This is a genomic window from Nonomuraea terrae, assembly GCF_044465245.1.
In the GTDB taxonomy this organism is placed as follows: Bacteria; Actinomycetota; Actinomycetes; order Streptosporangiales; family Streptosporangiaceae; genus Nonomuraea; species Nonomuraea terrae.
In genome coordinates this window covers 959,082-983,024 of the sequence record NZ_JBITLL010000001.1, presented here as the reverse complement: position 1 = coordinate 983,024, position 23,943 = coordinate 959,082, and the positions used below count along the sequence as shown (strand labels likewise).

Below are 23,943 nucleotides of genomic sequence, written 5' to 3'. Positions count from 1 at the left end.
GCGGGATTTCATGCATAGATCTTTTTTGGCCGATAGAACTACTCGGCCTTCGGGGCGCAGCGCATGCTGACGTACACGCACGAGGTGCCGTCCGGCAGCGCGCCGAAGACGACGGGCACGTGGTCCTCGCCGAACGGGCCGCCGCTCGCGGCGAACACGTTCCCTGACACCGGCACGAGCCCGGCCTCCAGCGGCGGCGACAGGCCCTTCATGCCGTCCACGAACTCGTAGCGGATGCGCCCGCCACCGACGGTGATGACCACGCCCGCCCGCCGGTAGACGCCGTCCAGCGCCGACATGTCGGCCTCCGGCGGAACGGCCGGCGGCGCGAACGGCGGCGGCAGCCGCACACCCGCCAGCTCGGCCAGCAGTTCCCCGCACAGGTCGGCGTAGAGCCGGGCGAACCGGCCCCCGTTGGCCAGCAGGACCACGGCCACCCCCGCGTGGGGGACGACGCGCAGGTAGGCGTGCTGGGTGACGGCGCTGCCGTCGTGGCCGAAGCCGGGGACGCCGTCCCAGTCGTGCAGCGTCCAGCCCAGGCCCCAGCCGTCGGCCGACATCGACCACGGGTCCGGGCTGTCGGCGTGGCGGGCCCGCATGGCGGCGACGGCCCGCTCGGACAGGACGCGGGCGCCGCCGGGTGCCACCCCGCCGTCCAGGTGCATCCGGGCGAAGCGGGCCACGTCCCCTGCCGAGACGATGATCCTCCCGTACGGCCCCGCCGAGCGCGGCATGGCGTCCCACACCGGAGCCGGGTCGGCGCCGATGTGTCCCATGGCCACGCGGAAGCGCGGCGCCTGCTCCGGCAGCGTCATCGTGTGCTCCAGCCCGAGCGGGTCCAGCAGCCGTTCGCGCAGCGCGCGGTCCCAGGTCTGCCCGGTGAGCACCTCGACCAGGCGGCCCAGCACGACGTAGCCGGAGCTGCCGTACGACAGCGCGGTCCCGGGCGGGCAGTCGAGCGGCACCTCCCGCAGGGCCGCGACGTAGCGGGCCAGGCAGTCGTCGCCGCGCCCGGAGTCGTAGGTGAAGTCGTTCGTCAGACCGCCGGTGTGGGAGAGCAGCCGGCGGACGGTGACGGCCTCGGTGGCGCGCGGTTCCGGCGTGGCGAACTCCGGCAGGGCGCTCACCACCGGCGCGTCCAGGTCGAGCCTGCCCTCGTCGGCGAGCTGCATGACCAGCGTGGCCGTGTAGACCTTGGCCAGCGACCCGGCCAGGAACACCGAGCCGGGCCGCGCCGCCACTCCCGTGCCGCGGTGCAGCACTCCGGCGGCCAGCTCGTGCACGGTCCCGCCGGCCAGCACGGCCAGCGCCGCGCCGGGGACGCCGTGGGCGGCGCGCAGCTCGTCGAGCCTGGCCTGCCAGCGCTCGCTGTCGAAAGAGATCACGGAAGAGCTCCTGTCCGTACAGTGTTCGGAGATTCCGCACACTGTACGAAGTTTCGCACAGTGTGCGCAAGCCGTACACTGTTCAGGCAGCGTCGTGAGGAGGAGGTCACATGGCCGACGACAGGGTCCCGTCGGTGTGGATGCGCCCCGGGCGGCAGAGCCGGGAGCAGCCGGCGCTCAACCGCGCGCAGATCGTCGCCGCCGCGCTCGACCTGCTCGACGCGGAGGGCGTCGACGCCCTGAGCATGCGCAAGCTGGGCGCCCGGCTGCAGGCCGGCGCCACCTCGCTCTACACGCACGTGGCCACCAAGAGCGAGCTGATCGAGCTCGTCGTGGACGAGGTCTACGGCGAGGTCGAGGCCCCGCGCACCGGCGACCCGGACGGCTGGCGGGCGGCCGTCGCGCGCTGCGCCGCGAGCATGCGTGCCACGATCCTGCGCCATCCGTGGATCGTCTCGGTGCTCGGCGAGGCGGGCGTGGCCTACCTCGGTCCCAACATGTCGCGGCTGTCGGAGGCCATGCTCGCCGTCTTCGAGGAGGCGGGGTTGTCCCTGGAGGCCGCCGACCAGGCGGTCAACACCGTCGTCGCGTACGTCGTCGGGATCTCGGCGAGCGAGGCCGCGTGGCTGGCCACGCTGGCGCGCAGCGGGCGGAGCGAGCAGGAATGGGCCGAGCGCCTGTGGCCGTCGGCCGAGCAGGCCGTACGCGACCATCCGAGGCTGCGCGCCCTGTACGCCGCCCGCCGGGGGCGCGACCCGCGCGGAGACCGCGACGGCGCGTTCGCCACCGGGCTCGACTGCGTGCTGCAGGGGCTGACCGCCCGGCTCGCCGGCCAGGAGGCGAACCAGGTCTGACCGGGCGTGCCGGAGCGAATTGGCCGTAGGCGTGACGTGGGACGCCGGCCGACCTGGACCCGGCCCGGCTCGCCGCGACCGAGATCGGGCCGGGCACGCTCGCCGTCCCCACCGACGTCACGGACGAGGCGCAGTGCGTACGGCTGGTCGAGGCCGCCGTCGAGCGGCACGGCCGGATCGACGGGATGGTGTTGCCGCCGGGCGTCGCCCGGCACGTGCCGCTGGCGGAGATGGCCCTGCGCGAGGGGCAGGACATGCCGGCGGTCCATCTGACCGGCGCGTTCGTGTGCCCGCGCGAAGCCGCGCCCGCCGTGACGGGCGGCGGGTCCGTCGTCTGCCTCGCGTCCTCGGCGGCGGCCGGCCTCGGCCCGCTCCACCAGGCGCACGGTCGCGAACGACTAACCGTCGTCGCGGCACAGGCAGAAAGGATGCCCGGCGGGGTCGAAGAGCACGCGTACGTTCTCCTGCGGCTGGACCGGCGCTAGGCGGGCCCCCATGGCGACGGCCTCGACGACCGCCTCGTCCAGGTCGCTCACCTGGAAGTCGAAGTGCATCATCGGCCGCTGCTGTCCACCGGCCGGCGGCCACGCGGGCGGCCGGTAGCCGGTGGCCTCCTGGAAGACGATGTACACGGACCCCTGTGGCGGGGCGACGACGGCCGTCCCCGGCTCCTCGTGCACGATCGGCCACTCCAGCAGTTCGGCGTAGAAGCGGGCCAGGGCTGCCGGGTCCGGCGCTTCGATCGCGGTGCCCCACCACATGCCGCTCGTTCGAGATCGCATGCTCGACCCTATCCCTGGGGCGGCGTCACCTGGTAGGTGGTGGTGGGCAGGACGCTGAGGGCCAGGGACAGGGCGAGGCGGTCGCCCGGGGTGTCGAGGTTCAGGCTGGCCAGGGCGGCGAGGCGGTTCAGACGGGCGCGGATCGTCTCCCGGTGCACCCCGGCGGCGGCGGCCGCGGGGTCCCAGCGGTAGTTGGCCGCCACCCACGCCCTGGCCGCCGTCAGCAGGGCGGCGGCGTCCGGCGCCGCGTTCACCGGGGCGAGCAGCGCGTCGGCGAAGCGGACGGCGCCGGACGAGGAGAGCAGGCGGTCCAGCTCCATGGCGGGCGTGTCGGCGTAGCGCACCACGGGACGATCCGGCCTGGTCAGACCGGCGGCGAGGAGTGCCTCCCTGATCCCGGCCACCGCCTGCTCGGGCGGCCTCGGCGATGACACCCCGGCACGCGCGCTCCCCAGCAGGCCGGGCAGCCGCTCCTCGCCGAAGCCGGGCGTCGCCAGCACCACCGCCGGGTCGCGGGAGGCGGGCCAGCCTCCGGCGGCGACGATCCGGGCCGTGGCCTGGCGGTGTCCCGGCCCGGTCAGCGCCACGGCGATCATCTCGGACGGCAGCGGAAGCTCGACGATCGCCGCCACCCTGGCCGCCGCGCGCACGTCGCCCTCGGCGAGCAGGTTCCCCACCACGCCGCGCAGCTCCCGCTCTCCGCCCCGCTCCAGCACGGTGAGCAGCGCCGCGGCGGTGCCGACGATGCCGGCCGTCCAGTTCGGCCGCTCCGCCACCATGCCCGCGCCGACGCAGAGCGTGCCGCGCCGTTCCCTGGCCGGGCCGAGCGGTACGGCGGTCACCGGCACGCCGTCCAGCTCGTCCTGGAGCATGTGCAGCGACTGGCGGTCGGCGCGCCGGGCCAGGGCGGCGAGCGCCGCTCCGGACGGGCCCGCGTCATGGGGCGCGCGCAGGGTCACCGCGTGCCCGGCGTCCAGGACGGCCACCCATCCGCGCAGCTCGCGGGCCAGCCGGTCGATGACCGCCTGGCGTCCGGCGCGCCCCGCCTCCGCGAGCCGCTGCTGCACTCTCCTGGCCTGCTCGGCCTCCTTGCGCGCCTCGGCGGCGTTCAGGTCGGCGACCGCACGGTCCACGGCCACGAACGGCGTGCGTACCGGCACCTCCAGGAGGGTGAGCCGGTGGCGGCGGGTGGCGGCGACCACCTCGGCGGGGATCTCGGTGAACCACGGGTCGAGCCCGAACCCGACCGCCCTGGCCTGGGCGGCGGCCAGCCGGTCGGCCCACCGCTCGGCCGCCGCCGCCCTGTCGGGCTCGTCCCGCAGCCACATGCCGCTGGTCAGCAGGAGCTCGGCGCCGCCCAGCCAGGGCCCGGGATCCGGCAGCTCGGACACCGCCACCCACCGCACCGGGTGATCGAGCCCTTCGTGCCCGAACACCACCCGCAGCCCCAGCCGCGCGTCGGCCACCAGTTGCCTGAGCGTCACCGCCATGCCTTCACCGTTCCCTGACACCGCGAGCCCGCACCGCCCGCCATCACGCCTTGGTACGCGTCCCCCTACCATCGTCGGGTGGAATCGCTCGACACGGTGCTCGCGGCGCACCGCGCGTATCTCGTCGGCTGGAACGTCGGCGCGCCCGCGAGCGACGATCTGCCGATCTACCGCAGCGAGGTGCCGCACGCGCCGCTCAACGGCGTGCTGCGCGTGAGCGGGCGTGCCCCGCGGGACGCGCTCGCCGAGGCTCGTGACCGCCTCGACGGCGTGCCGCGGATCTGGTGGGCCGGCCCGGACAGCGACGCCGGCACCGCGGACGCCCTGCTGTCCCTCGGCGCCGTCCGCCTCGCCCGCATGCCGATCATGACCGTGGCGACGGACCGGGCGGCGTACGCGCCCATGCCTGCCGGGCTGCGCATCACGGAGACCACCGACCTGTCGGAATTCGTCCCCGCCTACGGCCGGGTGTCCGGAATCAGCCCGGCCGGCGTCGCCGCCGCGATCGAGCGGGAGAGGGCGTTCTCCGCGGGCGGCACGGTGATCAGGCTGGCCGCCCGCCTCGACGACGGCGTGCTCGCCGGCACCACGGTGGCCTGGCTGAGCCACGACCTGCTCACCCTCTACTTCGTCGGCACCCAGCCCGAGCAGCGCCGCCGCGGCGTCGCCGCCGCCCTGACGACCGCCGCGCTCTACCTGGCCCGCGAGCGCGGCGTGCGCACCGCCGCGCTCACCTCCACCTCCGTCGCCGAATCGCTCTACCACCGCATCGGCTTCCGCACCGCGGGCACCTTCGACCTGCTGTCGTTCTGACCGGAGCCCGGCTGCGTCGCCGGGCGTCAGCCCGTCACCGGGCTGTGGCGCGCGCCGGTCCCGATCGCCGGGCTTTCCGGGAGGAGGGTCACCGGGGCGAGGAGGGCCGCGGTGAACAGGTCGGCGCGCCGGCGGGCCAGCTGGGGTTTCGCCGCGCAGACCGCGCCCATGTCGTCGGGGCCGCTCAGCGGGCAGGACAGCGAGGTCCAGCCCGGCTCGGTGGCGAGGACCTCCCGGCGCGGCACCGCCACGTGATCGGGGGCGAACACGCCGCCGGGCACCGGGCCGGCGTTGGCCAGGGCCACCCACACGTGGGAGTCGCCCGCCCGCAGTCGCGCGGGATGGGCGAAGGCGGGGTCGGGACGGCGCAGCTCCTCCGGTTCGAGCGGCACCTGAGTGCCGTCGAAGGGCACGGGGAACGGCCACGACAACGCGGCCGGCACGGCGATCACGTCGGCGCCCTCCACCGCCGCAACCCGCGACGGCTCGAACGGCGCCACCTCCTCGCCCGCCAGCAGAGCCAGCGTCCCCCACGGCCGCCGAACGGTCCGCGGCGGTTCCTCACCCGGCTCCGCCCACGACGCGTGCGGGCCCAGATGGGTGACGTCCCGGCGGGCGATCACCCCTTCGCCCCCGACCAGGACGACGGCGTACCGCGCCCCACCGGCACCCACCGCGGCCGCCACGCCCGCGTCCGAGGCGACGCCCGGCACCGCGACGACCTCCGGCTCGAAATGGCGAGACGGCAGGGCCAGGGCGGTGACCGCCTCGCAGGCGTGCCGCGCGCACCAGGCCGACAGACCGTCCAGCACGGCGCGGGCCTGAGCCGGGTCGGGCACGCCGCGGGTCAGGTGGAAGGCGGGCAGCACCACGAGCCGGGTCCCGGCTGGAGGCGACGGCGGGAGACCCGCGCCGTCTCGGACGTCCGTACCGCCCGCGATGGCCGGGGTGTAGACGGCGATCGTGACGTCCGAGCCGGCGGAGTCGCCGGTGAGGATGTGGCGGGATTCCCTGGGCCAGGTCGTGGTGCGGGACAGGGGGCGGTACTCGGCGGGGCGGCGGGCGGCGAGCAGGCGGTGGCGGCGGTCGCGGGCGGAGGCGAGGTCGAGCTCGGCGGTCACGACGCCGGGGCCGGCATCGAGGGCGGCGAGTACGGCGCCGGTGTGGTCGACGACGCAGCTGCCGCCGCTGAACTGCACGCGCCGCCCGTTCATCGTCTCGGCCCCGGCCTGGTCGGCGGCCACGACGGGCAGGCCGTTCTCCCAGGCGCGCAGCCGCCACGTGGCGCTCGGTCCGGGCTCGTCCACCCAGGCGGTGGGCAGCGCGATCCAGTCCGCCCCGCTCAGGGCGGCGTACCGGGCGGACTCGGGGTGGTCCATGTCGGCGCAGATCAGCGGGACGCAACGCCCCGCCGGGGTGTCCCACACGGGCGGCGGCACATGCCCGTCGGCCGCCCACAAGGGGTCGGCGACGAAGGGGTGCGCCTTGCGGTACGCGCCCACGGGACCGTCCGGCCCGATGAGCACGCACGTGTTGTGCAGGGTGCCGACCCGGGTGTCCAGCTCCGGCATGCCGAGCACGAGCCAGGCCCCGGTCGCGCGGCACAGCCGGGACAGGCGGCGGACGGCGGGGCCGTCCACCGGCTCGGCCAGGCCGCGCACCGCGTCCTCGTCCGGCCACAGGTAGCCGGTGAGCGCCAGCTCAGGCGTGACCACGACCCGCGCGCCGCCGGCCGCCGCCCGCGCGGCCAGCTCCTCGATGGCGTCGAGGTTGGCGGGCACGTCGCCGTGCGCCGAGACGAGCTGGACGACGCCGACGGTGACGGCCTCGGCGGAAGAGTTCATGCGCGCGCTCCACGGGATCATTCGAAAACGATGACGCTCCTCGTACGGGTGCCCGCCCGCATCGCGTCGAACGCCTCGTTCACCTCGTCGAGGCGTACGCGGTGCGAGATGAGCGAGTCGAGCGGCAGGCGGCCGGCCAGATACAGGGCGGCGAGCCGGGGGAAGTCGAGGCTCGGCACGGCGCCGCCGTAGTTGGAGCCGATGAGCGTCTTGCCCGACTCGGCCAGCTCCAGCACGTCGATGGCCGCCTTGGCGCCCTGCGGCGGCAGCCCGACGAGCACGCCCACGCCTGCGGTCGTCAGCAGCGACGGCAACGACTCGATGGTCTCGGTCCGGCCGATGACCTCGAAGGCGTAGTCGGCGCCGCCGGAGGTGAGCTCCGCGACCTCGGCCGCCACCTGGGCGGCGTCCCCGCGGGCCCGTACGGTGTGGGTGGCGCCGAAGGAGCGGGCGGCGGCGAGCTTCTCCTCGGCGGTGTCGATCGCGACGATCGGGTACGCGCCGGCCAGGGCGAGCCCCATGACGACGGCGAGGCCGACGCCGCCGCAGCCGACGACGACGGCGGACGCCCCGGCGGGCACCCGGGCGTTGTTGACCACGGCGCCGACGCCGGTGGTGATCGAGCAGCCGATCAGGCTGGCCACGTCCATCGGCACGTCGGCGGGGATGCGGACGGCGGCCGACTCGGGCACGACGGCGTACTCGCTCATCGTGCCGACGGCGAGGTAGGGGTAGACGACGCCGGCGGCGTCGCGCAGCCGGGTGGTGCCGTCGGGCAGCAGGCACTCGTTGGAGCGGGTGCCGGTGCAGGCCCACGCCTTGCCGGCGGCGCAGGCGCGGCAGCGGCGGCACGGGTAGTACCAGGAGAGGATCACGGTGTCGCCGGGGGCGACGTCGGTCACGCCGGCGCCGACCTGCTCGACGACGCCGGCGCCCTCGTGTCCCATCACGGTCGGCGTGGGCAGGCTCCACTCGCCGTCGAGCACGTGCCGGTCGGAGCCGCACACGCCGGAGGCGGCGATGCGCACCAGCACCTCGCCGGGGCCGGGGTCGGCGACCTGGATCTCGCGGACGGTCAGCCGGTCGCCGTGGCCGTCGTGGACGGCGGCGAGGGCGGTACGGGGCATCACGCTCTCCTGTCGTCGTAGCCGCCGCGTCCCCGGTTGAGCACGCGGGTGAGCAGCAGGTGGGTGAGTGCGGCCACCACCACGGCGGGCACCGACGCGGTGAGCACGGCGAACGCGGGCTCGGTGGCCAGGGTCTGCGGGTTGTACAGCCAGACGTACGCGACCGCTCCCAGGCCGGTGGAGATCAGACCCGCCAGGTTGAACCCCCCGGTGAAGTGGTACGGGCTGGCCGCGCCGTGGGCGTACAGGCCGCGCAGGTCGATGCGCTGGCGGCGCAGCACGAAGTAGTCGGCGATGACCGTGCCGGAGATGGCCGCCAGGAACGCCCCGCTCCAGGTGACGAAGACGAGGAAGCCGTCGTACAGCAGGCTGGGCCAGAAGCTGACCACGGCCGGCAGCACGAAGAACCCGGCGGTGAGCCACTCCCAGCGCACCTTCGCCAGCAGGTTGCCGCCCGCCTGCCGCAGCGCCAGGCACGTCGAGTAGACGATCGAGGACAGGCTCGTCAGGTTGGCGAAGGCGATGAACACGAGCGCGAGCACGCCGAGCCACTTGCCGCCGAGCGGGACCATCCAGACGGTCGGGTCGGAGTCGCCCAGCGTCAGCGCCGCGGCCATGCCGACCACCTGGGCCACGATCGTGGCGCCGAACAGCCCGATGTATCCGGGCCACAGGGCGCTGCGCGGCCGGTCGGTCAGCCGGGCGAGGCTGCCCATGACGGGCCACCAGGACAGGCCCACGCCGAGGTTGAACTCGACGGCCAGGGCGAAGTTGAGGGCGTCGTCGGGGAACGGGGCCAGCGGCGGGGCGGCCAGCAGGTCCGACCAGGAGGTACGCGTCAGCAGCAGCGCGATCATGCCCACGGTGAGCACGGCCAGGCCGGGGGCGACGACCCGGTTCAGCAGCCGCATCGTGAGCGGACCCTTGGCCAGGATCACCCAGGCGACGGCGATGGCCACCAGGGCGAGCAGGGTCACGGGGAGCGCGTCCGGCCCGATGTCGGTGCCGAGCACCTGGTTGGACACCTGTGTGGCGGCCCGGCCGAACATCACGCCGAGCAGCGCCGACCAGCCCATCTCGGTGAACAGCACCACGGTGAACACCAGCAGCGCGACCCCGCCGAAGCCGAAGGCGCTGCGCAGCAGGGTGTACTGCTCGACGCCGTACCGCTGGCTCGACACGACACTGGCCAGCAGCATGATGCCCACGCCGAGGGCGTTGCCGATGATCATCGCGGCGAGGCCCTGCTGGAAGCCCACCAGCGAGGCTGTGGAGCCGCCGACGAGGAAGGCCCAGGTGGCGATGGCCAGGCCGACGTTGACCCAGCTGAAGTCGGTGAAGTTCCACACCCGCTCGGAGCGCAGCACGGGCAGCGAGCCGAACGTGGCCTCGCGTCTGACGTCCTCTTCGACGGCCATCACGCCATCACCCATCCGATCAGCGTGAGCACCACGACGACGGCCGCGAACACCCACAGCTCGGTGGGCGACAGCGGGGCGTGTGCGGGGTCACCCGCCTCGTCCTCCTCCAGCGCGCGCAACCGCCGTTCCAGCTCGGCGCGCACCGCGGGATCCTGTACGTCCATGCGTCCTCCTCACACCGGGCGGGGGACGGCGGTCCGAGGGGGTGCCGGAGCGAGGCACAGCCGCCGCTCGTAGCCGGTGTGCAACAAACGGTAAGCGCAGGTCCAGGCATTGTTCGCACTGTGTTTCCGCTGTTCGCCGCCGCGCGGTGGCGGGTTTGCCGGCCATTGCCAAGATCGCGGGCCGCTGACAGTATCCCAACATCCCAACCGAACGTTGCGATACACGGTCAAACCGCACCCCCCAGGTGGCACAACATGCGAAACACCCCTTCGTGGACCTTCGACGCCATCCCTGACCAGTCCGGCCGGCTCGTGGTGGTGACCGGCGCCAACAGCGGCATCGGTTACGTCACCGCCGGCGAGCTGGCCCGCCGCGGCGCCCGCGTCGTGCTGGCCTGCCGTGATCCGGAACGCGGCCGGGCCGCGCTCGAACGCATGAAGGAGGAGATCCCCGGCGCCGACCTCGAGCTGCGCCGGGTGGATCTGGCCAGCCTGGCCTCCATCAGGGAGTTCGCCGCCGGCTGGGACCTCGGCCGGCTCGACCTGCTGGTCAACAACGCCGGGATCTCGATGGTGCCGTACGCCGTGACCGAGGACGGGTTCGAGTCGCAGATGGCGGTCAACCACCTCGGCCCGTTCGCGCTGACCGGCCTGCTGCTGCCCCATCTGCTCGCCGCGCCCGATCCGCGGGTGGTCGGCGTCAGCAGCCTGGCGGAGCGCTTCGCCCGCTTCGACCTGGACAACCTCAACGCCGAGCGCCGCTACTCACCGATGTTCACGTACGCGCTGGCCAAGCGGGCCACCCTCTACTTCGCGCTCGAACTCCAGCGCCGGGCGGACGCCGCGGGGCTGAGGCTGCGCAGCATGGCCGCCGCTCCGACGCTCACCCGCTCCAACATCCTCACCGGCGGCCCGCACGCCGCCAAGGGGTGGCTCTACCGGACGATCACGCCGCTGGTCCTGCGCGTCGCCTTCCGTCCCACCCCGGAAGGCGCGCAGACCTCCCTGTACGCGGCCACCGTGCCGGACCTGCCCGGCGGCAGCTACGTCGTCGCCGACGGGCCGATCCAGATGTACGGCTCGCCCACGCTCCGCACCCGTGACCGCGCCCTGCGCGACACCGTCACGGCGCAGCGGCTGTGGGAGGTCTCGGAGCGCCTCACCGGCGTCACGTACGAGAGCGTCATGCGCCAGGCGTGAGGCCGTCGAGCCAGCCGGTCAGCAGCCGGTTGACCTCGTCGGCGCGTTCCTGCTGGACCCAGTGGCCGCAGCCGTCCAGGAGGTGGGAGGAGACCAGGCCCGGCAGGGTGGTGGGGTAGGCGTCGATCGCGGCGGACAGCCAGGTGGTGGAGGCGTCCAGGGCGCCGCCGATGAACAGCGACGGCTGCACGATGGGGGCGGCGTCCCAGGGGGCGAGGTCCTCCCAGTCGCGGTCCATGTTGCGGTAGCGGTGCAGCGCCGTGCTCATGCCGGTGCGCTCGAACTCGGCGGCGTAGACGTCGAGGTCGTCCTCGCTCAGCCAGGACGGCAGGGGGGCGGCGGGGAACCGGTCGCGCAGCGTGCCGCCCGGGGCCACGAAATGGGGGTCGGGCCGGTCGGGGCCCGGCATGGTGTCGGCCGACAGCGCGGCGTAGATGCCGGCCAGCCAGCCGCGGACGTCCGGCTCGATCTCGGCCTCGGCCCGGCCGGGCTCCTGGAAGTAGCCGACGTAGAACTCCTCGTCGCCGCCCATCCGGGCGAGCGTCTCGCTGGGCCGGGGACCGCCGCGCGGGGCGTAGGGGACGCTCAGCAGCGCGACGGCGGTGAAGACGTCCGGCCGGACGAGGGCGCTGTCGGCGGCGATGGCCGAGCCCCAGTCGTGGCCGACGACGACCGCCGTCTCCTCGCCGAGGGCGCGCACCACGGCGACGTTGTCCTCGACCAGTTCCAGCATCCGGTAGGCGGCCACCGCGTCCGGCTTGGACGAACGGCCGTATCCGCGCACGTCCACGGCCACCGCCCGGTATCCGGCGCCGGCCAGCGCGGGGAGCTGGTGGCGCCAGGAGTACCAGGACTCGGGGAACCCGTGCACCAGCAGCACCAGCGGCCCTTCGCCCTGCTCGACCAGATGGATCCGGCCCGCCGGGGACGGCACCAGCCGGTGGATTGCCCGCGACATGAGTCCTCCTTCTCCTCGCCGAAGCTCGCGACTCCACGATGGCGCGGGATCCGGGGATCCGGGTAATCGCTTTGCCGTTTCGGCAAAGCCCCTACGCGCTCTCGCAAAAGTCAGACATCACGAATTCACAGGACATCAACCAAGTTGCTAGCAAATTGGGATGACCCTCCCTTTACTCTCGGGCAATGCGTGCAATGCCCCGGGCACTCGCGATCCTCGTCACCGCCGGCGTCACCGCCGGCTCGATCGCGGCCCTCCCCTCTGCCCCCGCCGCCGCCGCGGCGGGCACGGTAGTCATCAGCCAGGTGTACGGGGGCGGCGGAAACTCCGGCGCCCCCCTCGCCAACGACTACGTCGAGCTCTTCAACCGCAGCGGCGCCCCGGTCTCGCTGGACGGCTGGTCGGTGCAGTACACGAGTGCCACCGGCACCGGAAACTTCGCCGCCAACAAGACGAGCCTCTCCGGCACCCTGGCCCCGGGCCGCTACCACCTGGTCCAGCTCGCGGCGGGCGCCAACCCGGGCACGCCGCTGCCCGCGCCCGACACCACCGGCGGCATCAACCTCAGCGCCACGGCGGGCAAGATGGCCCTCGTCCGCTCCGCCGACGGCCTGGCCTGCAACGGCTCCACCACCGCCTGCACGCCGGAGCAGCTCGCGCTCGTCGCCGACCTGATCGGGTTCGGCGCCGCGAACTTCTCCGAGGGCGGCGCCGCGCCCGGCCTCAGCAACACCACCGCCGCGATCCGCAGGAACGGCGGCTGCGCCGACACCAACGACAACGCCGCCGACTTCGAGGCCGCCGCCCCGGCCCCGCGCAACAGCGCCACCCCGGCGGCCCCCTGCGAAGGCGGCGAGGAGCCGACCCCGAGCCCCACGCCCACGCCCACTCCCACGTGCGACACCCCGGCCACGCACACCATCGCGCAGGTGCAGGGCGCCGGCGACAACAGCCCGGCCGCCGGCCAGGACGTCCGCGTCGAGGGCGTCGTCACCGGCGACTTCCAGGCGAACGGCCAGCTCAGCGGCTTCTACCTGCAAAGCGCCGCACCGGACGGCGACCCGGCGACCTCCGAGGGCCTGTTCGTGTTCTCGTCCGCGCCGGTGAAGACCGGTGACCGGGTGCTCGTCTCCGGCAAGGCGATCGAGTTCAACGGCCTGACCGAGATCTCGCCCGCCACCGCGGTCGACGTCTGCGGCTCCGGCTCCGTCAGGCCGACCGTGCTGGACCTGCCGCTCGACAGGGGCGTCACGTTCGAGCGTTACGAGAACATGCTGGTCACGTTCAAGGACGACCTGGCCGCCTCGGAGATCTACAACCTCGGCCGGTTCGGCGAGATCCTGCTCGCCGAGGGCGGCCGGCTGTGGCAGCCGACCGACCGCGAGGGCGTCGACGCCGAGCAGGACGCGCGGCGCTCGATCCTGCTCGACGACGGCTCCGGCGTGCAGAACCCGGCGCGGCTGCCGTACCACTCCGAAGGGTCGGAGACCGTGCGGCTCGGCGACGAGGTCGAGGACCTGACCGGCGTGCTGACCTACGGCTTCGACGTCTACCGCGTCGAGCCCACCCGGCCGGTCGTCTTCGAGGCGGAGAACCCGCGCCCGGCCGCGCCCCGCAAGGTCGGCGGCGACGTGCGGGTGGCGAGCCTCAACACGCTCAACTGGTTCACCACGCTCGACTCGCGCGGCGCGACCACGGCCGCGGAGCGCGACCGCCAGCTCGCCAAGCTCGTCTCCACCATCCTCGCGCTCGACCCGGACGCCGCCGGTCTGATGGAGGTCGAGCGCAACGCCGACGTGGCGCTGAACGCCCTGGTCGAGGCGTTGAACGCCAAGGCCGGCGCGGGCACGTACAAGGGGATCACCCACCCGAACCCGGGCACCGACGCCATCCAGACCGCGCTGATCTACAAGCCGGCCAAGCTCACCCCGGTCGGCGCGGCGCGCTCGTCGTCCGACCCGATCTTCAACCGGCCGCCGCTGGTGCAGACGTTCCGCAAGGCGGGCAGGAAGGGCGGCAAGAGCTTCACCATCCTGGTCAACCACTTCAAGTCGAAGGGCTGCACCGACGCCGACGGCCCCGCCACCGGCGCCGACGCCGACCAGGGCGACGGCCAGAGCTGCTACAACGCCAAGCGCGTCAAGCAGGCCGAGGCGGTGCTCGACCTGATCGACAGCCTCAGGCTGAAGAACGCGCTCGTCGTCGGCGACATCAACGCCTACGGCGAGGAGGACCCGATCCACGCCTTCGAGCGCGGCGGGCTGACCAGCCTCAGCAAGGAGTTCGTCCCCGCGAAGGACCGCTACAGCTACGTCTTCGAGGGCCTGTCGGGCGAGCTGGACCACGTCCTTGCCGACAGGAAGCTGGCCAAGCGGGTGACCGGCGCGACGATCTGGCACATCAACGCCGACGAGGGCCGGTTCATGGACTACAACACCGAGTTCAACCCGCCGTACCTGTACGGGCCCGGCCCCTACCGTTCCTCCGACCACGACCCGCTGCTGATCGGGCTCGACCTCTGAAGGAGCCGCTGAAGGAGCCCGCGGGCCATGGTGACCGCCATGGCCCGCGGCCGCCGCTCAGCGGGCCAGCCGCCCGAGCAGCGCCGAGGCCGCCGTGATGCCCAGCGCCGCGGCCACGACCAGGACCGCGAAGTCCAGCGGCAGGTTGGCGGGGGTGCCGAGCAGCAGCCCGCGCAGCGCGTCCACCTCGTAGCTGAGCGGGTTGATCGCGCTGATGACCCGCAGCCAGTCCGGCATGGACGCGGTCGGGTAGAGCGCGTTGGAGGCGAAGAACAGCGGCATGGTGATGGCCTGCCCGATGCCCATCAGCCGGTCGCGGGTGCGGGCGATCCCGGCGATCGTCACCGACAGGCAGGCGAAGAACGCCGAGCCGAGCACCACGACCACGATCATGCCGAGCAGGCGCAGCGGGTTCCAGCTCAGGGTCACGCCCAGCAGCGCGGCGATGACCAGCACGACGAAGGCCTGCACGATCGCCTTCACCCCGGCGGCGAACGCCTTGCCGGCCACCAGCGCGGCCCTCGGGGTCGGCGTGACCAGGAGCTTGGTCAGCACACCCGAGTCGCGTTCCCAGATGATGTGGATGCCGTAGAAGATGGCGATGAACATCGTCGACTGGGCGATGATCCCGGGCGCCAGATAGTCCCGGTACGGGATGCCGCCCGTCGGGATCACGTTGATGCGGTTGAACGTCTCCCCGAAGATCACCAGCCACAGGGCGGGCTGGATCGCGCGGGTGTACAGCTCGGTGCGGTCGTGACGGAGCTTCTGCAGCTCCACCACGCACATCGCGGCGACCCTGGCCGGGACGAGCCGCCAGGCCGGCCGGGAGCGCGGCGGGGTGAGCAGCAGCCCGCGGCCCTCAGCCGACGCGGGAGGCGGTGCGGCGGGTGCGGCGGACATCGCGGAACTCCCCTCCTTCGTCGAGACCGCTGCCGGCGACGTCGCGGAAGACGTCCTCCAGCGTCGGGGACGAGCCGTCGCCACGGCGGTCGCGCAGCTCGTCGGTGAGCTGCCCCGGCGTGCCGAGCGCGCGCACCTGGCCCTTGTGCATGAGCGCCACCCGGTCGCAGTACTGGTCGGCCTCGTCCATGTAGTGCGTGGTGACCAGGACGGTCATCCCGCTGGCGGCGCGCACCGCCATGATCTGCTCCCACACGCCGGTGCGGGCGATGGGGTCGAGCCCGATCGTCGGCTCGTCCAGGATCAGCAGACGCGGCGAGCTGACCAGCGCCTGAGCCAGCTCCAGCCGGCGGATCATGCCGCCGGAGTACGTGCCGGCCATGCGGTCGGCGGCCTCGGCCAGCCCGACCGCCTCCAGCGCCTCGGCGACACGGGGGGCGCGCTCCTTGCGCGGCACGTCGAAGACGCGTGCGAACAACGCGACGTTCTCGCGGCCGGTCAGGTTGCCGTCCGCCGACAGCTGCTGGGGCACGTAGCCGAGCAGGCGGCGCACCGCCATCCGGTTGGCGGCCACGTCATGCCCGAAGACCCGGACCATGCCGGCCGGGACGGGCAGCAGCGTGGTCACGCAGCGGATCGCGGTGGTCTTGCCGGCGCCGTTGGGCCCCAGCAGGCCGAACACCTCGCCGGACGCGACCGCCAGGTCGAGCCCGTCGACGGCCTTGGAGCCGCCGAACGCGTAGGTCAGCCCGGTGCACGTGACCGCGTCCGCCGTCGGCGGCGTGTCGTCCGTCACGCTGAAGTCACCTCCTCCCGCAGGCCGTCGGCGAGCCTGCGCAGTGCCGGGAGCGCGGCCACCAGCGCCGCGCGGTCGTCTTCGCCGAGCCGGTCCACGAGCTCGCGGAAAACCGCCGTACGCCGCTCGCGCCAGGCGAGCAGCCGCGCCTCGCCCTCCGGCGTGGGCAGCAGCCGGGCCGAGCGGCGGTCGTCGCTGCGCGTCTCGCGGCGCAGCAGCCCGGCGTCGGTGAGCTGGTTGACGAGCGTGGAGACCGAGTTGCCGGCCAGGTAGAGCTCCTTGGCCGCGGCCGAGACGCTGACCCCGGGGTTGTCGGCGACCAGCCGCAGCAGCTCCACCTGGGCGCCGCGCAACCGCGGTTCGGGCGCCTCCTGTCGCAGCCTGCGCCGGATCAGCCGGTTGATCCCGGCCATGACGCCGGCCAGGGCGTCGGGCAGATCCGCCATGTTCATGCCAAAAATATTAGCTCTGCTTACGACATATCCGGAAGGCACCCTCGACGGCGGCCACGATTCCGCAGCTCACGCGGGCCGAGGAGGCGGACGTACGAACCCTCCCGACCCGGTGGCCGCTCGGCACCGGATCCGCCATCATGACAGTCCGCGATCACCCGATCGCCTACCGTCGCCGACAAGGAGCCGCCGCAGTGACGCCTGAGCCGACTACCGAGGTGGAGAGCGGGCCCGTCGAGGCGGACCGCGGTCACGAGGAGTGGCGCATCGCCGCCTGCCTGCGCGACGGGCGCGGCGAGGAACACCGGGTGATGCTCACGTTCCTCGCTCACCGCGCCGCCCACGCGTGCGGCTGGTCGGTGAGCGTCCCCGGTCGTGCGGCTTATCGGGCACGGACGTGGAGCGACGGCGGCGCGGTGGAGCTGGTCCGCCTCGACGCCGCCACGGGGTGGGACCCCCACGTCGGCGAGGCGGTCAGGGAGGCGTGCTCCGGCGGGCGGCCGATCGCCCCGGACCTGCCGCTGCCCGGCCGGGCGGCCGTGGCGGCCGATCGGCTGGAGCTCGACTTCGGCGGCGTCGCCGAGCTGTCCGCGCCGGCCGAGGGCGGTCACCACGTCGTCGTGCGCGGCGACGACGAGACCTGGGAGCTGCGGCTGCGCGCGCTCAAGCCGGCCGTCCGGGGCGCGGGCCCGGACGTGGAGCTGGTGCCCCGGCTGGCGGCGGAGGCCACGTGGCGCCGGCCCGGGCAGGCGCCCGTGCCGATGACCGGCCTGGCCCTGTACCAGCGCGCCGCCGACGCGGCCGACGACCGCCGGACGTGGATCGCCCTGCACCTGGACAACGGCTGGGACGTGGTGGCCGCGCGAACCCCCCGGCGGCCCGCCTCCGTGGTGCTGGTCGCGCCGGACGGCTCCCGTCACGAGGCCCCCGCTCACCTGGCGCCGGGCGCGCGCTGGACGTCGGCCCGGACCCTGAACGCGTATCCGACCGTCTGGCGGATCGAGGCCCCCGGCCTGTCGCTCCGGGTCGCCGCCTGCTTCCCCGAGCAGGAACGGCAGACCGTCTTCCGGCTGGGCGCCGTCCTGGAGGCCGCCGCGGCCGCCGAGGGCGAGCTGCACGGCGAGCCGGTACGCGGCGACGGCCGGCTGGAGGTCCTCCCGGTCAACCGGATCACCGACTTCGAAGACCACATGGAACGCCTGCGTGAGCTCACCCACGCCGAGGTCGTACGCCTGTATCCCGACGCGCCCGACCAAGCGGCGATCACCGCGCTGGCCGGGCTCGCCCCCGCCTCCGGCTGGCCCGTCGAGGTCGTCACCGAGCCGCTGCACCGCGCGCTGGTGGCGCCGGTCCGGCACCTGGCCGACGCCATGGGCAAGGGCTGGCGCAGCTACGCCGCGGTCGCCGCGATGGAGATGCAGGGCGTCAGCAGCGAGCCGTACCGTGCGCTGCTGGCGCTCGCCGAGCTGATGCACACGGCCAGCCTCATGGTCGACGACGTGGAGGACAACGCGCCGGTGCGCCGCGGGCGGCCCGCCGTGCACCAGGTGTTCGGCCAGGCCACCGCCATCAACACCGGGACGCACGCGTACCTCGTCTTCGACCAGGTCGTACGCCACCTGCTGCCGGACGATCCGGACCGGCGGCTCCGCCTCTACCAGGCCTACCTCGACGGCATGCGCCGCAACCACGCCGGCCAGGCGCTCGACATCCTCGGCCACCACGACGCCATGGACGCCGCCGTCGCCACGGGAGACGCGGCCACCGTGCTGGAGCGGGTGCGGACCACACACCGCCTCAAGACCGGCGGAGTGGTACGCGGCGTCGGCGAGTTCGGCGCGATCCTCGCCGGCGCCGAGGACGAGCTGCTGCGCCGGATCAGCGCGTACTTCGAGGCCGTGGGGCTGGCGTACCAGATCACCGACGACATCGCGGACCTGCGCGCCGTGCTGGCCGCTCCTGGCGATCCGGGCTCCCGCGTGGCCAGGCTGCCCGGCGAGGACATCAGGGAGGGCAAGGTCACCTATCCCCTGGCCCTGGCGGTCGCCCGGCTGCCCCGGCCCCGCATGCGGGACATCTGGGGGATCGTCCGCGCGGGGAACGCCGATCCCGCCGCCGCGGCGGCGGTCGCCGGAGCCCTGGACGACTGCGGCGCCGTCGCGGCCGCCCTGGAGGACGCCCGCCGCGCCGTGGACGAGGCATGGGCGCCCCTCCAGGCGCTCCTGCCCGTCAACCACCACACCGTCATGATCCGCGCGCTCGGCCTCTACGCCGCGCGGCGTCACCTGGACGAGTGACCGGCGGCCGGCAGGAGGCGGGCGAGCGAGGCGGGCAGCCACCAGTTGCGGGCGCCGAGGATCCGCATCAGCGCGGGGACGAGCGCCAGCCGGATGACGGTCGCGTCGAGGACGATCGCGACGGCGACGGTGAGCCCGAGCTGCACCAGGTGGTGGCGGTCGGCGGTGAGCAGCGCGGCGAAGGTGACGACCATGACGGCGGCGGCCACGGTGATGGGGCGGGCGGTGTGGCGCAGGCCGTGGACGACGGCGGCCTCGTTGTCGCCGTGGGCGTGGTGGTGCTCGGCGATGCGGTGGATGAGGAAGATCTCGTAGTCGATCGACAGGCCGAACACCAGCGTGAACGCCAGCAGCGGGATCAGCGTGTTGACCTCGTCGCCGACCAGCTGCGGCAGGTGGCGGGTGGCCAGGGTGAGCAGGCCGAACGCGGCGGTGACGGCCAGCGCGTTCATCAGGACGGCCTTGAGCGGCAGCAGGACGCTGCGGAAGGTCACCAGGAGGAAGAGCAGCGAGCAGCCCAGCACCAGCGGGATCACCGTGCCGAGCTGAACGGTGGTCTCCTCCATGAGGTCGGAGAAGATCACGTTGGGCCCCGTCACGTAGGCCCGCTGGCCGGGCGGCAGCGACGCGGGGACGAACTGCCGGGTGATCTGCCGGGCCAGCTCCGTGGTGGCCTGCTCGTCGATGTGCGTACGGATGAGGACGAGCACGACGGTCGTGTCGCGGCCGTTGTCCGAGGGCAGGACGAGCGCCACCCCGGGATCCCGCTGGAGGGCCGTGACGAGGGCGGCGGTGTCGACCGGCGGCGTGCCCGCCGGATGCGGCAGCACCACGGCCAGCGCCGAGGAGACCCGGTCGGCCTCCATGTGCGCGAGGCCCCGCCCGAAGTCGGTCTCCGCGATCGAGGGCCGGTCCAGGTCGAAGCCCAGCCGCAGCCCCGTCACCGGCGCCGCCGCCCCGAGCAGCACCCCCGCGCAGACCAGCGTGTACGCGACCGGGTGCCGCATGAGATGCCGCGCCCACCGCCCCCACCCGTCCTCCGAACCGTGCCCGTCCACCGCGTCGAGGTCGACGCGGCCGTCCAGCATGCCGGGACCACCCGCCGCGGCAGGATGGTCCCGGCATGCTGGACGGCCGCCCGGTCCGCCGGCGCCGGCCGTCGCATCGGCGTGCTTGCGGCGGTGCAGTCCTCCCGGACCGGCCACCGCGGCGAGGCGGTGGCGGCGATGCAGCCCACCCGAGCGGGTCGTCGCGGCGGGGCGGCGGCGCAACAGACCGTCGGAGCCGGTCGTCGCGACTGAGCGGTGGCCACGGTGCAGCCAGCGGTCGGCGGCCACGACGGCGGCGGGCAGCAGCGTCACGGCCACCGCCGCGGCGATCACCGCTGACAGGCTCACCCCCGCCGCCATGGTGCGGATCAGCGGGGTGCGCACCACCATCAGCGCCGCCGCCGTCAGCGCGACGCCGAGCGCGCACCAGCCCGCGGTGCGTCCCGCCGTGCTCACGGCGAGGGCGGCGGCCTCGGGCCGATCGTGGCCCGCGGCCCTGGACTGGCGGTAGCGCAGGAGGATCAGCAGCGCGTAGTCGAGGCCGAGCCCCAGCCCGACGGTGGCCGCCACGGCCAGCATGAACGTGTTGACGCCCGTACCGAGCGCGCTCGCCGCCGCCAGCGCGCCGAGGGCGGTGACCGGGACCGTGCCGGCGACCAGCAGCACCGTCACGGCGGCGCCGGCCGACCGCAGGCCGACCAGCAGCGCCAGCAGGGCCAGCGGGACGGCGAACAGCTCGGCGCGCCGCAGGTCGGCCAGGTCGGTGCGCTTGACCTCGGCCACCATGGCGCTCTCCCCCACCAGGTGGACGCGCACGCGCCCGCCGGACGCCCGGCTCGCGGCGTCGCCGGCGGCGCGCAGCAGCACGGGCACCGCCTCCTGACGCTCCCGCGGCCCGCCGTTCACCCCCACGATCGCGTACGCGCGCCGCCGGTCCTGGCCCGGCACAGGTGGCAGCAGGTCGACACCGCCCACCATCGGCCGGCCCGCCACCGCCCGCGCGGCGTCGCTCATGGCGCGCTGGTACGGCTCGTCGGCGTCGGAGAGCGTGGTGGAGGCGAAGACCATCATCATCTGCTCGGCGCCCAGCCGGGGGAAGCCCCGCTCCAGCACCCGCGCCCCCGCGGTGGAGTCGGACCCCTCGACCCGGACGTCGGGCGCGGTGGCCCGCTCGACCAGACCCGGGACCAGGACGAACGACCCGGCCACGAGCACCAGCCACGCGGCGAGGACCGCGCGGTGCCGGCGCGCCGCCGCGTGGCCGAGCCGCCACCAGACGGACGGGCGGCGCGGCCCTCCGGGCAGGACGGGGGACCCGTCGGCGGACGCGCGTGAGGACACCGCCATGGTGGCCGCCTCCTGGTGACTGTCGGGGAAAGCGTGTTACAAAGAGTAGTCAATGAATGACTGCATGTAACCCAAGGAGGCTTCATGATCCACCAGCTGCGTCTCGGCCGGGCCCGCAGGATCGCCATCGCCGTCGTGGCCGCCGGTTGCGCGGCGCCGCTCCTGGCGGCCACGGGCTCGGCCCGGACGGCGACACCCGCGGTGGCCCAGACCAGGCCGGCGGCGGCCGCAGCCCCCACCGACGCGCTGACCTGCTCCGTGCGCACGGCCCCCAACAATCCCGTCGCCTTCACGCCGCCCCTGCGCGACGCCACGCCGCAGCTCACCAAGGGCAAGGGGGTCATCCTCCTAGAGAACTGCTCCTCGCCCAACGGCAAGGCGCCCAACATCGCCTCCGGCCGGATGGAGCTGAGCGGTCAGGCCACCGCCAGCTGCCGCAGCCTCGCCGACCTGCGCGCCACCGGCACCGTCACCTGGCGCGACGCCCAGGGCAAGGTCCTGTCCACCTCCACGCTCGCCGCCGAGCACAAGGGCAGCGCCACGCTCGCCGACAGCCTGCTCAAGGGCACGGTCACCGCCGGCCGGTTCAACGGCCAGAGCTTCAGCGGCACCGCCACCATGACCTCCGACCTGCGCGACTGCACGACTCCCGCCGGCTTCACCACGCTGACCGGCTCGGGCAAGCTCACCTTCGCCTGAGCGGCCCACGAGGGGTGCGGGCATGGCCGCACCCCTCGTGCGGGGAGCCCCCGGCGTTGAGTCAATTTCGCTTTACGCTACGTTTGTGCCGCTTTGGGGGAATGGCGGCGGGGGAAACGGAGGCGGCCATGGTGCTGCTCCTGGCGATGGTGAGCGGTCTGGCCTGGACCGTGGTCTATGTGCAATGCATCCGGGTGGGCCTGCGCGAGCGCACGTACGCGATGCCGCTGGCCGCGTTGGCGCTCAACTTCGCCTGGGAGTCCATGTACGGCGTGCACGGGCTCGTCGCCGGTGCCGACCCGCAGACGGTCGTCAACCTCGTCTGGGCGCTGCTGGACGTCGGCATCATCGTCACGTTCTGCCGCTTCGGCCGGGCCGAGTTCCCGGGGCTGGGCCGCGGGATGTTCGCCGGGCTGGCCGTGCTGACCTTCACCGCCTCCTACGTCGTGCAGTGGCTGTTCGTCGCCGAGTTCGGCTGGCAGGACGCGGCGGTGTACGCCGCGTTCCTGCAGAACCTGCTCATGTCCGCGCTGTTCATCGCGATGTTCTGGGCGCGGCGCGGGACGCGCGGCCAGTCCCCGCTGATCGCCGTCGCGAAGTGGATCGGCACGCTGGCGCCCACATTCCTGTTCGGGGTGGTCTTCGGCTCGTCGTTCGCCCTCGGCCTCGGCCTGCTCTGCACCGTCCTCGACCTGCTCTATGCCGGCCTGCTCCGGCACGCCCGTTCGACGAGCCGGCGCCTTCAGAGCGGGATGTCGTAGAGCCTCCGTGTGGCGTCGAAGTACTCCTCGTCCATGAGCCGTCCCGAGACACGGCCCGCCAGGACGAGCCAGTTCTCCAGCCACAGCCCGAGGCTGCCCGTGGCGGTGGCCGAGACTCCGGCGGTGAACACGTCGGCCAGACCCCGGCCGCTCGGCACGAGGCCGTCGGCGTACTCGTGGAAGGGCCAGCCGGGGTCGGCGATGCGGACCGGGCTGTGCTGCCCGGCCGTGACGCCGTCCGAGTAGTACAGATCGTGTACGCCCAGGCCGCCGGCGTCCCACACCACCTGCACGAACCTGCGGCCGCCCAGCAGGTCGGTGCGCAGGCGCGGCCCCGCGATGGTGATGGCGTGCGTCCAGCCGGGGGCGTGCGCGCCGAGCCAGACGGCCTCCCTGAACGCGAACGGCTCGTACTCCCGCATCGCCTCGCCGAGCCCGCAGGCGACGGCCCGCTCCGGGTCGGCGCCCAGGAGGCGGGCGATCTCGTCGTGGTCGTCGCCCTCGATCCAGGTGCCGGCGAACATCTCGCCGAACCCGCGCTCTTCCAGCAGGGCCCACTGGCCGGTCATGAGGCCACCCGGCACAGGGTGCGCCGTTCGGCGAGCCAGGCGCGGTCGACGAACCGGCCGGTGAGCCGGCCGACGGCGACCAGGTGGGGGTCGAGGTCGCTCTCGTCTCCCTGGTCGTCGTTGAGGTACAGGTCGTCGAGCCCCTCCTCGCCGTAGACGCCCGGCACGCCGTAGAACTCGTCCAGCTCACGCGCGTAACAGAAGTCGAAGACCCGCCGGTCCAGCACGCCGAAGTCGGCCCCGTCCCAGGAGAGCGACAGCGCGAACGTCCAGCCGGGTGCGTGCGGGCCCACCCACAGGATGGGGGTGGGCGAGCCCACACCCATCCAGCGCAGCGCGGTGGTCAGGTCGCACTCGAGTGTCGTGGTGGGGTCGACGTGGAGCTCGGCGGCGATCGCGTCGCGGTCGTCGCCCTCGATCCACGCGGCCTGGAAGTCGTTCCGCAGGCCTGCGGCGGTCAGCAGCTCCCACTGACTCTCTTCGGGCAACAAAGGCATTGATCGGATATAT

22 protein-coding genes are annotated in these 23,943 nt (G+C 73.9%); 8 read left to right on the top strand and 14 right to left on the bottom strand.

What is annotated here, in order from left to right; translation table 11 throughout:
- Positions 1-38: 38 nt before the first annotated feature.
- Entirely contained in the window at positions 39-1,385 is a 1,347-nt protein-coding gene (locus tag ACIBP6_RS04670; protein ID WP_397048740.1) for a serine hydrolase domain-containing protein, read from the bottom strand.
- 110 nt (positions 1,386-1,495) lie between these two features.
- Here ACIBP6_RS04670 and ACIBP6_RS04665 point away from each other — a divergent pair, with 110 nt between their 5' ends.
- Both ACIBP6_RS04665 and ACIBP6_RS04660 read left to right on the top strand, forming a co-directional pair.
- Complete coding sequence (locus ACIBP6_RS04665) at positions 1,496-2,239, top strand: TetR/AcrR family transcriptional regulator C-terminal domain-containing protein (protein ID WP_397048738.1); 744 nt, start codon at positions 1,496-1,498, stop codon at positions 2,237-2,239.
- A 53-nt stretch (positions 2,240-2,292) separates the two neighbouring features.
- Positions 2,293-2,724: an SDR family oxidoreductase gene (locus ACIBP6_RS04660; RefSeq protein WP_397049308.1), complete on the top strand. Its 432-nt coding sequence runs from the start codon at positions 2,293-2,295 to the stop codon at positions 2,722-2,724.
- Here the strand turns inward: ACIBP6_RS04660 and ACIBP6_RS04655 are convergent.
- On the bottom strand, positions 2,638-3,021 hold the full coding sequence (locus tag ACIBP6_RS04655; RefSeq protein ID WP_397048736.1) for a VOC family protein: 384 nt from the start codon (positions 3,019-3,021) through the stop codon (positions 2,638-2,640). The genes ACIBP6_RS04660 and ACIBP6_RS04655 overlap by 87 nt on opposite strands.
- Before the next feature lie 8 nt (positions 3,022-3,029).
- Positions 3,030-4,511 (bottom strand): PucR family transcriptional regulator, encoded by a 1,482-nt coding sequence (locus tag ACIBP6_RS04650; protein WP_397048735.1) that lies wholly within the window; start codon positions 4,509-4,511, stop codon positions 3,030-3,032.
- Between the two features lie 78 nt (positions 4,512-4,589).
- Between ACIBP6_RS04650 and ACIBP6_RS04645 the strand changes: the two genes are divergently transcribed.
- Entirely contained in the window at positions 4,590-5,324 is a 735-nt protein-coding gene (locus ACIBP6_RS04645) for a GNAT family N-acetyltransferase (protein WP_397048733.1), read from the top strand.
- 26 nt (positions 5,325-5,350) lie between these two features.
- Here ACIBP6_RS04645 and ACIBP6_RS04640 read toward each other — a convergent pair whose 3' ends face one another.
- From ACIBP6_RS04640 to ACIBP6_RS04625, 4 genes are read right to left on the bottom strand one after another with little or no spacing between them, the layout of a single operon-like run.
- Entirely contained in the window at positions 5,351-7,168 is a 1,818-nt protein-coding gene (locus ACIBP6_RS04640; RefSeq protein WP_397048731.1) for a nitrilase-related carbon-nitrogen hydrolase, read from the bottom strand.
- Positions 7,169-7,185: 17 nt separating this feature from the next.
- Complete coding sequence (locus ACIBP6_RS04635; RefSeq protein ID WP_397048730.1) at positions 7,186-8,295, bottom strand: alcohol dehydrogenase catalytic domain-containing protein; 1,110 nt, start codon at positions 8,293-8,295, stop codon at positions 7,186-7,188.
- Complete coding sequence (locus ACIBP6_RS04630) at positions 8,295-9,728, bottom strand: purine-cytosine permease family protein (protein ID WP_397048728.1); 1,434 nt, start codon at positions 9,726-9,728, stop codon at positions 8,295-8,297. Before ACIBP6_RS04630 ends, ACIBP6_RS04635 begins: the two co-directional genes overlap by 1 nt.
- The gene (locus ACIBP6_RS04625) at positions 9,713-9,880 is read right to left on the bottom strand and encodes a hypothetical protein (RefSeq protein ID WP_165970227.1); all 168 of its coding nucleotides are present in this window, start codon (positions 9,878-9,880) and stop codon (positions 9,713-9,715) included. Before ACIBP6_RS04625 ends, ACIBP6_RS04630 begins: the two co-directional genes overlap by 16 nt.
- 255 nt (positions 9,881-10,135) lie before the next feature.
- Between ACIBP6_RS04625 and ACIBP6_RS04620 the strand changes: the two genes are divergently transcribed.
- Positions 10,136-11,080 (top strand): oxidoreductase, encoded by a 945-nt coding sequence (locus tag ACIBP6_RS04620; RefSeq protein ID WP_397048726.1) that lies wholly within the window; start codon positions 10,136-10,138, stop codon positions 11,078-11,080.
- Here the strand turns inward: ACIBP6_RS04620 and ACIBP6_RS04615 are convergent.
- On the bottom strand, positions 11,064-12,038 hold the full coding sequence (locus ACIBP6_RS04615) for an alpha/beta fold hydrolase (protein ID WP_397048724.1): 975 nt from the start codon (positions 12,036-12,038) through the stop codon (positions 11,064-11,066). The genes ACIBP6_RS04620 and ACIBP6_RS04615 overlap by 17 nt on opposite strands.
- Positions 12,039-12,223: 185 nt before the next feature.
- On the opposite strand from ACIBP6_RS04615, the gene ACIBP6_RS04610 reads away from it, so the two are divergent.
- Positions 12,224-14,560, top strand: coding sequence for an ExeM/NucH family extracellular endonuclease (locus ACIBP6_RS04610; protein WP_397048722.1), 2,337 nt, complete (start codon positions 12,224-12,226; stop codon positions 14,558-14,560).
- Positions 14,561-14,617: 57 nt separating this feature from the next.
- On the opposite strand, the gene ACIBP6_RS04605 is transcribed toward ACIBP6_RS04610, so the two are convergent.
- From ACIBP6_RS04605 to ACIBP6_RS04595, 3 genes are read right to left on the bottom strand one after another with little or no spacing between them, the layout of a single operon-like run.
- Entirely contained in the window at positions 14,618-15,463 is an 846-nt protein-coding gene (locus tag ACIBP6_RS04605) for an ABC transporter permease (protein WP_397048720.1), read from the bottom strand.
- The gene (locus ACIBP6_RS04600; RefSeq protein WP_397048718.1) at positions 15,423-16,259 is read right to left on the bottom strand and encodes an ABC transporter ATP-binding protein; all 837 of its coding nucleotides are present in this window, start codon (positions 16,257-16,259) and stop codon (positions 15,423-15,425) included. Before ACIBP6_RS04600 ends, ACIBP6_RS04605 begins: the two co-directional genes overlap by 41 nt.
- Positions 16,256-16,711, bottom strand: a complete 456-nt coding sequence (locus ACIBP6_RS04595) for a MarR family winged helix-turn-helix transcriptional regulator (RefSeq protein WP_397048716.1) — start codon at positions 16,709-16,711, stop codon at positions 16,256-16,258. The genes ACIBP6_RS04600 and ACIBP6_RS04595 overlap by 4 nt, the downstream gene beginning before the upstream one ends.
- A gap of 194 nt (positions 16,712-16,905) precedes the next feature.
- Here ACIBP6_RS04595 and ACIBP6_RS04590 point away from each other — a divergent pair, with 194 nt between their 5' ends.
- On the top strand, positions 16,906-19,008 hold the full coding sequence (locus ACIBP6_RS04590; RefSeq protein WP_397048714.1) for a polyprenyl synthetase family protein: 2,103 nt from the start codon (positions 16,906-16,908) through the stop codon (positions 19,006-19,008).
- Here the strand turns inward: ACIBP6_RS04590 and ACIBP6_RS04585 are convergent.
- Positions 18,993-21,404, bottom strand: a complete 2,412-nt coding sequence (locus ACIBP6_RS04585) for an MMPL family transporter (RefSeq protein ID WP_397048712.1) — start codon at positions 21,402-21,404, stop codon at positions 18,993-18,995. The two genes, ACIBP6_RS04590 and ACIBP6_RS04585, sit on opposite strands and share 16 nt — an antisense overlap.
- 84 nt (positions 21,405-21,488) lie before the next feature.
- Between ACIBP6_RS04585 and ACIBP6_RS04580 the strand changes: the two genes are divergently transcribed.
- The gene (locus ACIBP6_RS04580) at positions 21,489-22,103 is read left to right on the top strand and encodes a hypothetical protein (RefSeq protein WP_397048710.1); all 615 of its coding nucleotides are present in this window, start codon (positions 21,489-21,491) and stop codon (positions 22,101-22,103) included.
- A 128-nt stretch (positions 22,104-22,231) separates the two neighbouring features.
- Positions 22,232-22,864, top strand: coding sequence for a transmembrane-type terpene cyclase (locus ACIBP6_RS04575; protein WP_397048709.1), 633 nt, complete (start codon positions 22,232-22,234; stop codon positions 22,862-22,864).
- Here ACIBP6_RS04575 and ACIBP6_RS04570 read toward each other — a convergent pair.
- Positions 22,846-23,433, bottom strand: a complete 588-nt coding sequence (locus ACIBP6_RS04570; RefSeq protein WP_397048707.1) for a hypothetical protein — start codon at positions 23,431-23,433, stop codon at positions 22,846-22,848. The two genes, ACIBP6_RS04575 and ACIBP6_RS04570, sit on opposite strands and share 19 nt — an antisense overlap.
- On the bottom strand, positions 23,430-23,930 hold the full coding sequence (locus ACIBP6_RS04565; RefSeq protein WP_397048705.1) for a hypothetical protein: 501 nt from the start codon (positions 23,928-23,930) through the stop codon (positions 23,430-23,432). The genes ACIBP6_RS04570 and ACIBP6_RS04565 overlap by 4 nt, the downstream gene beginning before the upstream one ends.
- Between the last annotated feature and the right edge of the window lie 13 nt (positions 23,931-23,943).